Raw genomic sequence first — 13,322 nt, 5'->3', positions numbered from 1 at the left:
CAGCCCTCGGGTCGGCCCCGGAGAAACCCCCGGGTCCGGTCCAGCGGACGGGGATCAGCGGGTACGGACGACCTCAGTCCGCTTGCGCCGCCACAGCGCCACCGGCACCACCCCGGCGAGGGCGAGCGCGTTCGGCGCGTTGGTCACGGCCGCGGCGGACGACGACTGGTCGCCGAGACCGGGCTGGTCGAAGGTGTCCGGGACGGGCAGCGTGCCCCAGCGGTTGATGGGCCAGGCCTTGACGATGGCGCGGCCGACGACCTCGTCCACCGGGACCATGCCCTTGTTCTTGTCGGCCTGGTTGTAGCGGGAGTCACGGGAGTTCTGGCGGTGGTCGCCCATCACCCACACGAAGCCCTCGGGGACCTTCACCGTGAACTGGCCACCGTTGTCGTCGACACTGCACGGGGTGTTGCCCGGGTACACATACGGCTCGTTCAGCGCCTTGCCGTTGACCTTCAGCGGCCCGGTGCCCTTGCACTCCACCGTGTCGCCGCCGACCCCGATGACCCGCTTGATCAGGTCCTTCTCCTCCGCGGACGGCATCAGGCCGATCCAGCTGAGAAAGGTCTGCAACGCGTTCGGGTCGGGGACGGGCTCGCCCGCCAGCCAGTTGTCGGGGTCGTGGAAGACGATCACCTCACCGCGGTCCGGTTCGGAGCCGAACCAGGGCGTGAGCTTGTCGACGAGGACCCGGTCGCCCTCCTGGAGGGTGTTCTGCATCGAGTCGGAGGGGATGGAGAACGCCTGCACCAGGAACGTCTTGATCAGCAGCGCCAGCACCAGCGCGATACCGATCAGGATGGGCAGTTCCTTCCAGAAGGAGCGCTGCTTCTTCTGTGCCTGCGCCGCGGCCGAGCCGTCCGGCTCCTGCTCGCCGGTCGGGCCCTGGTCCGGGGCCTGGCCCTGTTCGTCCGTCACCTTGCCGTCCTCGGTCGCCCGGGCGTCACTCCCGGGAGTCGCGGCGCCGTCCGGGGCCGGGGCCGCCGCCACGGGATGTCCGCGGTTCTCCTCGCCGTCGTTCCCGGACCGTGCGCCAACCGCCACGTCCCCCACGCCAACTCCTCACTCTCTGCCGCCGCCTGCCACCCCATACGCGGCGCAGGCCCACCACTCCCATAACGAGCGGGAGTTCCGCAGGGCTCGGGAGCTGCATCATTCCGCCCGGGGTCGTTCCCGGGTCGTCGGAGGCAACCCTATGCGACGGCCGGGGGGCCGCGGTCGAGCCGGGCACCGCGTCGGACACCGATGCATAGGTGTTCGGTTCCTGGAGGGTGCTCCAGCGGCCGAGCGGCCAGGCGATGACGACGGCCCGGCCGACCACCTCGTCCTCGGAGACCGTGCCGCCGTAGTCGGTGTCCTGGTGGGCGCGGGAGTCCGCGGAGTTGCCCCGGTGGTCGCCCATCACCCACAGCCGTCCCTCCGGGACGGTGATGTCGAACTCCTGCTTGGAGGGCGCGTCGCCGGGATACAGATAGTCCTCGTTCAGGGGAACGCCGTTGACGGTGACTCGCCCTTGCGGGTCACAGCACTTCACCCGGTCGCCGCCGACGCCGACGACCCGCTTGATGAGGTCCTTCTCGTTGTCCGACGGCAGCAGACCGATGAAGGTGAGCCCTTCCTTGATCTGCTTGACGACGACGGGGTCGTCCTTCTTCTGGGTGGGCTGTTCGTCCCTCAGCCAGCCGCCGGGGTCCTTGAAGACGACGACGTCCCCGCGCTCCGGCTCGGAGCCGAACCAGGGGGTGAGCTTGTCGACGAGGACCCGGTCGCCGATCTGGATGGTCTGCTCCATGGAGCCCGACGGGATCACGAAGGCCTGCACCAGGAAGGTCTTCAGGACGAGCGCTATCAGCACCGCCACCCCGACCAGCAGCGGGATCTCCTTGATCGCCGAGCGGCGGCGGCGCCGCTTGACCTTGCGCTGGAGCTTGCGCCGCTCCGCGCGGCTACGGCCGCTGGACGCGGACGCGGCCCGCCGGGTGCCGGTGGGCAGCAGATCGTCGGCGGCACTGCTCGGCGTCCCGCGCGGCTTGCCACGGTTACCCATGCGCACCGTCCGACGCGGGCACGCGCGCGTAGGCGCCGGGACGCTCCAGGCGGGTGAGATGAGCCGCGGGCCAGACGATCCAGTCCGCGCGGCCGATCACCTCGTCGACGGGCACCATGCCGCCGCCCGGTGAGCCGAGGTGGTCGCGGGAGTCGCTGGAGGCGCTGCGGTGGTCACCGAGGACGAACAGGGTGCCGTCGGGGACGACGACGTCGAAGGGGACCGTGGAGGGACGGTCGCCGGGATACAGGAAGGCCGACTCGTCGACGGGACGCCCGTTCACCTCGATCCTCCCCTTGCGGTCGCAGCACACCACGTGGTCTCCCCCTACGCCCACGACGCGTTTGATGTAGTCGGCGTTCCCGAAACCCCCTGTGCCGTCGAACACGACGACATCGCCGCGGCGCGGCCCGGCACCGAAACGGTACGCCAACTTATTTACGAGAACGCGGTCCCCGATCCTCAATCCCTGTTCCATGGATCCGCTGGGGATCTGGAACGGCTGCACCACACACGCGTTGAGAAGCAGCAGGAAGAGCAGGCAGAGCAGCGCGGTCAGGGTGATCCGCCCGCCGGGGAGCCAGTCGCCGAGGCGGCTCGGCAACGCGAAACGCGACCGTTCCTCCGGTCCCTGCGGCTCCGAGTCCGGCTCGGGTCCGTGAGGGCGGGAGGAGCGGTCGCGCTCCGTCGGCTGTGCTTCGGTGTCCATCGAGGCCAGATGCTATCCGGCCTCGGTGTGAACCCCGGAGAGCGCTCAGTTCTCGCGCTTCTCCTTGATCTTCGCGGCCTTGCCGCGCAGCTCGCGCAGGTAGTACAGCTTGGCGCGACGCACGTCACCGCGGGTGACCAGCTCGATCTTCTCGACGATCGGGGTGTGCACCGGGAAGGTGCGCTCGACGCCGACGGAGAAGGAGACCTTGCGGACCGTGAAGGTCTCGCGGACACCGGAGCCCTGGCGGCGGATCACAACGCCCTTGAACTGCTGCACACGGGAGCGGTTGCCCTCGATGACGCGGACGTGGACGTTGACGGTGTCACCCGGGCGGAAGGCCGGGACGTCGCTGCGCAGCGACGCGGAGTCGACGGTGTCGAGCAGGTGAGACATTTCGTCTGCTTTCCTCGCTGATGCCACAGGTCATCAACGGAAACTAGGTGTTCTGGAAGATGGGCCGTGCGCGTCGGGGCGGGCGTCGTGTCCCCCTGTGGCAGGGGCGCACGCCGGACGGCGCACAACAGCGGCCTATTCTTCCACGTCCTGGACCCTGCGCCAAAATCGGCCGTACGGCTGCCCCGCGGGGTCCGGTGCCCAGCCCAGGATGGAGAGCATTTCGCGGTCCTTCTTGTCGAAGGCCTTGGGGTCGCACCGTTCGATGAGGTCGGGCCGGTGCCGGGTGGTCCGGCGCAGCGCCTCGTCGCGGCGCCAGCGGGCGATCTTCCCGTGGTGGCCGCTGAGCAGCACCTCCGGGATCTCGCGCCCGCGCCACCGCGGCGGCTTGGTGTAGACGGGCCCCTCCAGGAGGTTCGCCATGGCGCCGGGCGCGAAGGAGTCGTCCCGGTGGGACTCGGCGTTGCCCAGCACCCCCGGCAGCAGCCGCGCCACGGCCTCGGTGACGACGAGTACGGCCGCCTCGCCCCCGGCGAGGACGTAGTCGCCGATGGACACCTCGTACACCGGCATCCGGGTGGCGTACTCGTCGATCACCCGCCGGTCGATGCCCTCGTAGCGGGCGGGCGTGAAGACCAGCCAGGGCCGCTCGGACAGTTCGACTGCGAGTTCCTGGGTGAAGGGACGGCCGCTGGGCGTGGGGACGACCAGGACGGGCTCCCGGGCGCCGCCCTCGTAGCCGTCGGCGAGGAGGTCGTCGAGCGCGTCGCCCCACGGCTCGGTCTTCATGACCATGCCAGGACCACCGCCGTACGGCGTGTCGTCGACGGTGTTGTGGCGGTCGTAGGTCCACTCGCGCAGATCGTGGACGCGCACGTCCAGCTGCCCACGCGCGCGTGCCTTGCCGACCAGGGAGACGTTCAGCGGTTCCAGGTACTCGGGGAAGATCGTGACGACGTCGAGCCTCATGACGTCTCGTCCTTGGAGGACGCGGTCTCCGCGCGGTCGTCGATCAGTCCCGGCGGCGGGTCGATCACCGCCCGCTGCTCCTCCAGGTCGATCTCGACGACGATCTCCTCGACGAACGGGACCATCACCTCGTCGCCGTCGGGCCGCTCGACGATGAACAGGTCCTGCGAGGGCAGGTGCGAGATCTCGGTGATCCGCCCGATCTCCGTCCCGTCCACGGTGACCACGTCCAGGTCCATCAGCTGGTGGTCGTAGTACTCGTCCTCGCCCTCGGGCAGCTCGTCGGGGTCGATCTCGGCGATCAGCAGGGTGTTGCGCAGCGCCTCGGCGCCGGTGCGGTCCCGTACGCCCTCGAAGCGCAGCAGCAGACGGCCGCTGTGGACACGGCCGGACTCGATGGTGAGCGGCCCGGTGGAGGCCGGGTCGGTGGCGAGGACGGCACCGGGGGCCAGCCTCAGCTCCGGCTCGTCGGTACGTACCTCCACGGTGACCTCGCCCTTGATGCCATGGGCACGGCCGATCCGTGCGACTACCAGCTGCACTGTCCTAGATCTCCTGTCATACGACTGCTGCGGGCCGGGCGACGGCTCCATACGACTGCGGGCCGGGGACGGCCAGTGGCCCTCCCCGGCCCGTGCCGGTGCTGCGTTGCGTCAGCGGACGTGGTCGACGTCGACGAGGTCGACGCGGACACCGCGACCGCCGATGGCGCCCACAACGGTGCGCAGGGCGCGTGCGGTGCGGCCGTTGCGGCCGATCACCTTGCCGAGGTCGTCGGGGTGGACCCGGACCTCCAGCACCCGCCCGCGGCGCAGGTTCCGCGAGGCGACCTGCACATCGTCAGGGTTGTCGACGATGCCCTTCACGAGGTGCTCGAGAGCCTCCTCGAGCATGCTCAGGCCTCGGTCGACTCGGACTCAGCCGCAGCCTCGTCCTTCTTGTCGGCCTTCTTCTTCTGGGTGATGGCCTCACCCTTGCCCTCGTCGTCACCGCCGAGACCCTCGAACGAGGGGCGCGCGGCCTTGGGCTCGGCGACGAGCAGCGGCGCCGGGGCGGGCTCGCCCTTGAACTTCTGCCAGTCGCCGGTCTTCTTGAGGATGGCGAGCACGGGCTCGGTCGGCTGGGCGCCGACGGAGAGCCAGTACGCCACGCGCTCGGCGTCGACCTCCATCACCGACGGGTTGTACGTCGGGTGGTACTTGCCGATCTCCTCGATGGCCCGGCCGTCACGGCGGGTACGGGAGTCGGCGACGACGATGCGGTAGTGAGGCGAACGGATCTTGCCCAGACGCTTCAGCTTGATCTTGACTGCCACGGGAGTGGGTTCTCCTGGATTTGACGTGGTTGGGCACGGCGGAAGCGCCGCGTGGGGTTGCGGTACCCGAGTGCCCGATGGACGCGTCAGCCGGAGGAGAGAGGGGTCCTGTGCGGCTGTCGAGTACAGCCGCCCATTCTGCCACACCCCGGGGGACGATTCCGACCGCGGGGTGCCGGCGGGCACGCCTGACCCGCACGCGGCGCCGCCTGAACCGGCGCCGCGTGCGCGGCCGGGCGGCGGGGTGAGCCGACGCGGCTGCCACGAGCAGCCGCGTCCTCAGCCCGCCGCCGCGCCCACGACCTCCGGGATCCGGAACGGCTTGCCGCAGCCCCCGCAGACGATCGGCGCCTGGGCGAGGACCGACGGCACGACCCGTACGTTGCGACCGCAGTCGCACACCGCCTTGACCCGGACGCCGCCCCCGGAGGAGCCGTGCCGGGCCGCCGGACCGCGGAAGCTGCGGGCCGTGTCGGCGGAGGTGGCCGCGGTGTGCGCCTTCAGCGCGCGCTGGAGGCGCTCGATCGTCGGGCGGTAGCGCCGCCTCGCCTCGGGGTTGAGCGTGACCAGTGAGAAGCCGCTGCTGGGATGCGGCTCCTCGGGATGGTCCAGGCCCAGCTCCTCGGCGATCGCGAGGAATCTGCGGTTGTGGTACCGACCGGCCCGGGAGGTGTCGCGGATTCCGCGGGCGGCGGCGATGCCATGGACTGCCTCATGGAGCAGTCGCTCGAAGGAGAGTTCGTGCCCGCAGGCGGACGAGGACTCTCCGATCAGTGACTCGGGCGCGGCAAGATCCGGCAGCTCGGGGTGGTACCGCTGAATGTCGGCCCACGCCTGCGCCAGCTCTGCGGCGAGAACAGGTGGTGTCGTGCTCACGTAATGAGAACGAGCCGGGGGCACGCTGTGTTCCTATTCCGGGGCATCCCAAATAATTTGCACGTACCCGTCAGTTGCCGCTGATGCGTGCCGACGAGGGCGGGTGCGCTGATCTGCGGAGAAGCCGCACAGCTCGCCGCAAGGTGGTACGTACGCTGACGTACGACCCGGCGCGTATACGACGTACACGCGCCGGAGGGCGCGGCGCGCACGCGTGCGCAAGAGGCGTTTCGGCCGCGCTCGTCGGCACCTGGGTACCTCAATAAGCGCGTGCGACAACCGCGACGTTACCGGGCGCGTCATCGGCGTCCGGCACCGACCCGTCCTCGGCGACCAGGCAGCGCACGGTGACACCGTGCTCCGCCAGTCTGACCTCGCCCTCCTCGCCGAGCACCGCCCACGGCAGGCGCGCCCAGCCACCGGCGACGGCGGCCTCCACGGCCTCACCGACCGAGGACACCTCGGCCGTCCGCGCCTCCCGCAACTCACGGGACTGCCGCAGCAGCAGCGCCTGGTCCTCCTCCAGCACCCCGGGCAGCAGAGCCGCGAGCGCGTCGACGGCCACCGGCTCCTTGCCGCCGGGAACGCGCCGGGCCAGCATCGCGGTGCCGCCCTCCAGGTCACGGGGCCCGATCTCGACCCGCGCGGGCACGCCCTTCAGCTCCCAGTCGACGGCCCGCCGTCCGAAGGGCGTGTCGGTACGGTCGTCCACCCGCACGCGCAGCCCCGCCTCGGCGAGCCGGTCACCCACCTCGCGGACCTTGGCCAGAACCGCCTCGTCCCCCTTGATCGCGAGGACGACGACCTGCACGGGCGCCAGCCGGGGCGGCACCCGCAACCCGCTGTCATCGCCGTGCGCCATGATCAGGCCACCCACCATGCGCGTGGAGGACCCCCAGGACGTCTGCCAGACGTACTCCTCACGGCCGTCCCCCGACAGGTACCGGGTGCCGAACGCCTTGGCGAAGTTCTGCCCCAGCTCATGGCTGGTGCCCATCTGGAGGGCCTTGCCGTCGCCCATCATCCCTTCCAGGGTGAGGGTGTTGACGGCCCCCGCGAACCGCTCGCTCGCGGTCTTCCGGCCCAGCACCACGTCGATCCCGAGCACGTTCACCATGAAGTCCGCGTACACCTCCCGGTGGATGCGCGCGGCGTACTCCCGCGCCTCCTCGTAGGTGGCGTGCGCGGTGTGGCCCTCCTGCCACAGGAACTCCGTCGTCCGCAGGAACACGCGCGGGCGCATCTCCCAGCGCACCACGTTCGCCCACTGGTTGATCAGCAGCGGCAGATCCCGGTAGCTCTGCACCCACTTGGCGAAGGAGGCGTTGACGACCGTCTCGGAGGTGGGCCGCACCACGACCGGCTCCTCCAGCTCCTTGCCGCCGCCGCGCGTGACGACCGCCAGCTCGGGCGCGAACCCCTCGACGTGCTCCGCCTCCCGCGTCAGATAGGACTGCGGGATGAACAGCGGGAAGTAGGCGTTGGAGGCGCCCGCGGCCTTGATCCGGGCGTCCATCTCCTGCTGCGTCCGCTCCCACAGGGCGTACCCGTACGGCCGGATGACCATGGTGCCGCGCACTGGACCGTTGTCGGCCAGCTCCGCCTTGTTGATCAGGTCCTGGTACCAGCGCGGGAAGTCGTCCGCCCGCGGGGTGACGACGGGTGCCTTGGCCATGGCGCGATGGTACGGGCCCAGATTGCCGGAATGTGAAATCTCGCCACACCGGCGTGGAACCGCCAACCCGGGCCCCTTCAGCACTGGACGCCACCGCGAGGCCGGAGTTTCCTGGCATACGGGGGGAGTTGCGAGCGCACGTCACGGGGGCCAGGCAAACGGGCACAACGGCAGCACACGGCGGATTGGGGCGCTATCGATGACACCTACGCTCGTGCGTCAGCACCTGCATCACGCGGGACCGACGTCCCCCGTGGACCTGAGTGCACGCGCGCGTGACTGGTCGGAGATCCAGGAGCGGATGCTGGTCCCGCTCTACGAGGCCGTCTACGAGCGACTGGAGGTGGCCCCGGGCACCCGGCTGCTGGGACTGGGCTGCGGCAGCGGACTCGCCCTGCTGATGGCCGCATCCCGCGGCGCCGCGGTCACCGGCGTCGAACCCTCCTCCCCCGAAAGACTCGCCCTCGCCCGCGAGCGGCTGACACCCCCGGCACCACCCACGGCACCCGGGACCAGGGGCGCACGCGCGCGTGCGGCACGCGTCCGGCTCGTCGACGGGCCACCGCGGGCCGCGGCCGACGGGACGGACCCGGCCGACCCGTCCCGGCCGGCGTACGACCTCGTCACCGCCTTCGAGCCGATCGGCTGTCTCGCGGGCGACTCGGAGGGGCTCGGTGAGCTGCTCGCCGACGCCGTGCCGCTCGCCGAGCGGGGCGCGGCGGTGGTGCTCGCGGGGTGGGGCCCGCCCGAGCGGTGCGCGACCGCCGCGGTGCTGCGGGTGGCCGCCAAGCTGGCGGACCCGACGCGCGGCGCGGGCAGCTGGCGCCCCGCGCTGCGGGACGACCTGGAGGAGGTCGCCCAGCGGGCCGGACTGGCCCCGGACGGCTCCGGCCGGGTGGCCTGCCCCTTCGGCTACGCCGACGTCGACAGCGCGGTACGGGGTCTGCTGTCGACCGGTCTGTTCGACGCGGCGATCACCGCGACCGACCGGGAGCAGGTCGACAAGGAACTCACCGAGGCCCTCCACCCGCACCAGCGGCGGGACGGGACGGTGTGGATGCCGAACGTGTTCCGCTACCTGATCGCCCGGGTGCGCTAGGACACGCCCGAACGCGCTACGGCGCCGGGGGCCACCCCGACGCCGTAGCACCACGTGGATCCGGGTCGCCGCGTCAGCCCATGAACTTCTTGAACTCGTCCGGCAGCTCGAAGTCCTGACCGGCCTGCTGGCCCGGGACGCCGAAGGCGTTGCCCTGGGCGGCGGCCGCGCGCCGGGCGGCCTCCTCCTGCTCCTGCTGCTTGCGCTTCATCGGGTTGCCGGAGCGCTGCTTGCCCTTGGCCTTCTTCGGCTGCTTCTTGGTACGGCCCGGGCCGCCGCCCATGCCCGGCATCCCGGGCATACCCGGCATGCCGCCGCCCTGGGCCATCCGGGACATCATCTTGCGGGCCTCGAAGAACCGCTCGACCAGGCCCTTGACCGCGCTGACCTCGACACCGGAACCCTTGGCGATACGGGCACGGCGCGAGCCGTTGATGATCGTCGGGTCCTGGCGCTCGCCCGGAGTCATCGACTTGATGATCGCGGCGGTCCGGTCGACGTCCCGCTCGTCGAGGTTGTTGATCTGGTCCTTGATCTGCCCCATGCCGGGCAGCATCCCGAGGAGCTTGGAGATGGACCCCATCTTCCTGACCTGCTCCATCTGGGCCAGGAAGTCGTCCAGGGTGAAGTCCTGGCCCTTCTTGGACGCCAGCTTGGAGGCCATCTTCTCGGCCTCTTCCTGGCTGAACGTCTTCTCCGCCTGCTCGATCAGGGTGAGCAGGTCACCCATGTCGAGGATGCGGGAGGCCATCCGGTCCGGGTGGAAGGCGTCGAAGTCGTCGAGCTTCTCGCCGTTGGACGCGAACATGATCGGCTTGCCGGTGATCTGCCGGATCGACAGCGCGGCACCACCACGGGCGTCACCGTCGAGCTTGGAGAGCACCACGCCGTCGAAGCCGACGCCGTCGCGGAACGCCTCGGCCGTATTGACCGCGTCCTGACCGATCATGGCGTCGACGACGAACAGGATCTCGTCGGGGCTGACGGCGTCCCTGATGTCCGCGGCCTGCTGCATCATCTCCTGGTCGATGCCGAGACGGCCGGCGGTGTCGACGATGACGATGTCGTGGACGCGGGTCCGCGCGTGCTCGATGGAGTCCTTGGCGACCTTGACCGGGTCACCGACGCCGTTGCCCGGCTCGGGCGCGTAGACGGCCACCCCGGCGCGCTCGGCGACGACGCTGAGCTGGTTCACGGCGTTCGGCCGCTGGAGGTCGGCGGCGACCAGCACCGGCGAGTGCCCCTGGTCCTTGAGCCACTTGCCGAGCTTGCCCGCCAGCGTGGTCTTACCGGCACCCTGGAGACCGGCGAGCATGATCACGGTCGGCGGGTTCTTGGCGAACCGCAGGCGCCGGGTCTCACCTCCGAGGATGGTGACCAGCTCGTCGTTGACGATCTTGAGGACCTGCTGGGCCGGGTTCAGCGCCCGGGACACCTCGGCGCCGAGGGCCCGCTCCTTGACGTTCTTGATGAACGTCCGGACGACGGGCAGGGCCACGTCCGCCTCGAGGAGGGCGATGCGGATCTCGCGCGCGGTGGCGTCGATGTCCGCCTCGCTCAGACGCCCCTTACCGCGCAGGTTCTTGAAGGTGGCTGAAAGGCGGTCGGAGAGAGTATCGAACACGGCGGCGTCGGTCCTCGGGAGTCGGGGGCGGTCTGAGCGTCTTCCAGGGTATCCCGGCGGCACAAGTCGCCGGATCCGCTCAGCCGCGCAAAGTTTCCTCCAGCTTCCGCGCCACCGTGGCCGCCTCGTCCCCCGGCAGGGGCGCCCCCTGTCCGGTGGTCACGTAGAACGCGTCCACCGCGTTCGCGCCCAGCGTGCTGACGTGGGCGCTGCGCACGCTCACCCCCGCGTCCTCCAGCGCGCGCCCGATGCGGAACAGCAGGCCCGGGGCGTCCTGGGCGCGTACCTCGATGACCGTGGCGAGCCGGGAGGCGGCCGGGTGGACGGTGACCCGCGCGGGCGGGGCGACGACGCCCCGGCGCCGTGGGTAGGCGGCGTCGCGTTCCGCGAGGCGTCCGGCGATGTCCAGGGAGCCGTCCAGGGCGCGCACCAGGTCGGCGCGGAGCCGGGCGGCCTGCGGCAGCGAGCCGTACTCGGCGGCGACCCGCCAGTCCAGCAGCAGGACGGAGCCGTCGACGCCGTCCGGCAGGTCGAGGGCGCGCAGCTCGGCCGTGCGGACGGTCAGCCGGTGCATGGCGAGGACACCGGCCACGGCGGGCAGCACCTCCGGCTGGTCGGGTACGGCGATCAGCAGTTCGACGCCGAGCGGCTCGGGGGCGTCGGAGCCGGGCGGCTGCTCCTCCGTCGGCGGTTCGGTCTGCGCCCGCAGCGCCAGCACGGGACCGCCGGTGGCGACGGCCTCGATGGCGAGCCGTTCCTGCTCGGCCGTGGGCGCGGCGGCCTCGGGTTCGTCGGGGTCGTCCCCGGCGAGCACGGCGGCGACCCGTTTGACGAGGTCGGCGACGAGGGAGCCGCGCCAGGAGGACCAGGCGGCGGGGCCGGTGGCGAGGGCGTCGGCCTCGGTGAGGGCGTGCAGCAGCTCCAGGGTGGACTGGCTGCCGACCGCGTCGGCGACGGACCGCACGGTGGCGGGGTCCTCCAGGTCACGCCGGGTGGCGGTGTCGATGAGCAGCAGGTGGTGGCGGACCAGCGTGGCGAGCACGGTGACGTCCTCGCGGTCGAAGCCGATGCGGGCGGCGACGTCCTTGACGATGATCTCCCCGGCCACGGAGTGGTCACCGGGCCAGCCCTTGCCGATGTCGTGCAGCAGCGCGGCGACCAGCAGCAGGTCGGGGCGGCTGACGCGGCGCGTGAACTCGGAGGCGCGCACCGCGGTCTCGATGAGGTGCCGGTCGACGGTCCAGATGTGCACGGCGTTGCGCTGCGGCCGGCAGCGGACCCGCTCCCAGTCGGGGAGGAGCCGGGTGATCAGCCCTTCGGCCTCCAGGGCCTCCCAGACCTCGACGGTGGGCCGTCCGGAGCCCAGCAGGGTGACGAGCTGCTCGCGGGCCTCGGCGGGCCAGGGCGTGGGCAGCGGGCGCACCGTGGTGGCGAGGCGGCGTACGGCGTGCAGGGAGAGCGGGAGTCCGGCCTGTGCGGCGGCCGCCGCGGCGCGCAGCGGCAGCACGGGGTCGCGGTCGGGGCGTGCGGCGCGGGCGAGGACCACCTCGCCGTCCTGTTCGACCACGCCTTCGGCGAGCGGGGACCGTTCGGCGACGGGCTTCCCGCCGCCGAGCGCCCTCCCGTCGCCCACCACCGCCCTTCTGAGGAAGTCGCTTCGTTCCCTTGCCATCTTGCGCAGCCGGGGCCGCACGGCGCGCGACCGCAGCACGCGCCCCACTTCGCGCCAGGTGACGTCACTGGCGTACGAGATGACGCGTGCCGCCTCGTACACCTGCCGCAGCAGGGTGTCGGCGTCCAGCAGCCCCAGCTCGGCGGCGACCTGGTCCTGCTCCTGGAGGGCGAGGCGGTCGGTGGCGCGTCCGGTGGTGAGGTGGAGGGCGTCGCGGACGTCGAGGAGGCGGCGGCGGGCGTCGTCGAGTCCTTCGCGCGGGGCGTCGGCGAGCCAGGAGGCGGCGACGGCGCGCAGGGCGGTGGCGTCGCGCAGTCCGCCGCGGGCTTCCTTGAGGTCGGGTTCGAGGAGGTACTGCAGCTCGCCCTGGCGTTCGGCGCGTTCGGCGCAGAGTTCCTGGAGTTCGGGGAGACGTTTCGGCGCCTGGTTGCGCCAGTCGGCGAGGACGGCGGTGCGCAGTCCGGCGGTGAGGCCGAGGTCTCCGGCGAGGTGCCGGGCGTCCAGGAGGCCGAGTTGGACTTTCAGATCCTCTCCGGCGGTCCTGCGTGCCTCGGCCGGGGTGCGTACGGAGTGGTCGAGGGCGAGGCCGAGGTCCCAGACGGGGTACCAGAGGCGGTCGGCCAGGGCGGCGACGGCCTTGGGGTCGGCGCCGTCGTGCAGCAGGAGGAGGTCGAGGTCGCTGCGTGGGGACAGTTCCCCACGGCCGTAGCCGCCGACGGCGACGAGGGAGACGCCGCGCAGGCCCTCCGCGGCGGCGGTGAAGAGGCCCGACAGCCAGTCGTCGGTGAGCCCGGAGAGGGCGGCACGGCGCGGCGGCCCGGACCGCGCCCCCTCGGTGAGGAGGCGCAGCCGGGCCGCCGCGTAGCCGCTGGGTCCCGAGTCCTCTGCTTCGATGCGCACATCCGTACCCGTCACCCAGCGACTCCTGTTCGTGTGA

The 13,322-nt window shown here is 71.6% G+C and carries 13 protein-coding genes; 1 reads left to right on the top strand and 12 read right to left on the bottom strand.

All coding sequences use genetic code 11. The features are described from left to right. Positions 1 to 54: 54 nt before the first annotated feature. From lepB (KBY47_RS25155) to proS, 10 genes are all read right to left on the bottom strand, one after another. Complete coding sequence (lepB, locus tag KBY47_RS25155; protein ID WP_210924528.1) at positions 55 to 1,056, bottom strand: signal peptidase I; 1,002 nt, start codon at positions 1,054 to 1,056, stop codon at positions 55 to 57. Continuing rightward, complete coding sequence (lepB, locus tag KBY47_RS25150) at positions 947 to 2,050, bottom strand: signal peptidase I (protein WP_210924526.1); 1,104 nt, start codon at positions 2,048 to 2,050, stop codon at positions 947 to 949. The genes lepB (KBY47_RS25155) and lepB (KBY47_RS25150) overlap by 110 nt, the downstream gene beginning before the upstream one ends. Then, the gene (gene lepB / locus KBY47_RS25145) at positions 2,043 to 2,759 is read right to left on the bottom strand and encodes a signal peptidase I (RefSeq protein WP_210924523.1); all 717 of its coding nucleotides are present in this window, start codon (positions 2,757 to 2,759) and stop codon (positions 2,043 to 2,045) included. Before lepB (KBY47_RS25145) ends, lepB (KBY47_RS25150) begins: the two co-directional genes overlap by 8 nt. A 45-nt stretch (positions 2,760 to 2,804) precedes the next feature. After that, entirely contained in the window at positions 2,805 to 3,155 is a 351-nt protein-coding gene (gene rplS, locus KBY47_RS25140; RefSeq protein ID WP_046727833.1) for a 50S ribosomal protein L19, read from the bottom strand. Between the two features lie 135 nt (positions 3,156 to 3,290). Then, complete coding sequence (gene trmD, locus KBY47_RS25135; protein WP_210924521.1) at positions 3,291 to 4,124, bottom strand: tRNA (guanosine(37)-N1)-methyltransferase TrmD; 834 nt, start codon at positions 4,122 to 4,124, stop codon at positions 3,291 to 3,293. Continuing rightward, on the bottom strand, positions 4,121 to 4,666 hold the full coding sequence (rimM, locus tag KBY47_RS25130) for a ribosome maturation factor RimM (RefSeq protein ID WP_210924519.1): 546 nt from the start codon (positions 4,664 to 4,666) through the stop codon (positions 4,121 to 4,123). Before rimM ends, trmD begins: the two co-directional genes overlap by 4 nt. A 111-nt stretch (positions 4,667 to 4,777) precedes the next feature. After that, positions 4,778 to 5,017: an RNA-binding protein gene (locus tag KBY47_RS25125; RefSeq protein ID WP_003973401.1), complete on the bottom strand. Its 240-nt coding sequence runs from the start codon at positions 5,015 to 5,017 to the stop codon at positions 4,778 to 4,780. 2 nt (positions 5,018 to 5,019) lie between these two features. Next, complete coding sequence (gene rpsP, locus KBY47_RS25120) at positions 5,020 to 5,439, bottom strand: 30S ribosomal protein S16 (protein ID WP_210924517.1); 420 nt, start codon at positions 5,437 to 5,439, stop codon at positions 5,020 to 5,022. A 279-nt stretch (positions 5,440 to 5,718) separates the two neighbouring features. Continuing rightward, positions 5,719 to 6,315 (bottom strand): hypothetical protein, encoded by a 597-nt coding sequence (locus tag KBY47_RS25115; RefSeq protein WP_210924515.1) that lies wholly within the window; start codon positions 6,313 to 6,315, stop codon positions 5,719 to 5,721. A gap of 259 nt (positions 6,316 to 6,574) precedes the next feature. Then, positions 6,575 to 7,990 carry a proline--tRNA ligase gene (gene proS / locus KBY47_RS25110; protein WP_210924513.1) on the bottom strand — a complete coding sequence of 472 codons (1,416 nt, stop codon included), beginning with the start codon at positions 7,988 to 7,990 and terminating at the stop codon, positions 6,575 to 6,577. Between the two features lie 199 nt (positions 7,991 to 8,189). Between proS and KBY47_RS25105 the strand changes: the two genes are divergently transcribed. Then, positions 8,190 to 9,089 (top strand): class I SAM-dependent methyltransferase, encoded by a 900-nt coding sequence (locus KBY47_RS25105; RefSeq protein ID WP_210924511.1) that lies wholly within the window; start codon positions 8,190 to 8,192, stop codon positions 9,087 to 9,089. Positions 9,090 to 9,162: 73 nt separating this feature from the next. Here KBY47_RS25105 and ffh read toward each other — a convergent pair whose 3' ends face one another. Further along, the gene (gene ffh, locus KBY47_RS25100; protein WP_210924502.1) at positions 9,163 to 10,713 is read right to left on the bottom strand and encodes a signal recognition particle protein; all 1,551 of its coding nucleotides are present in this window, start codon (positions 10,711 to 10,713) and stop codon (positions 9,163 to 9,165) included. Between the two features lie 79 nt (positions 10,714 to 10,792). After that, complete coding sequence (locus tag KBY47_RS25095) at positions 10,793 to 13,300, bottom strand: [protein-PII] uridylyltransferase (RefSeq protein WP_210924500.1); 2,508 nt, start codon at positions 13,298 to 13,300, stop codon at positions 10,793 to 10,795. Between the last annotated feature and the right edge of the window lie 22 nt (positions 13,301 to 13,322).

The sequence above is a fragment of the Streptomyces sp. B93 genome (genome assembly GCF_018070565.1).
GTDB lineage: Bacteria > Actinomycetota > Actinomycetes > Streptomycetales > Streptomycetaceae > Streptomyces.
Note: the sequence above shows the minus strand (reverse complement) of the source record. Positions and strands in the feature narration are given on the sequence as shown.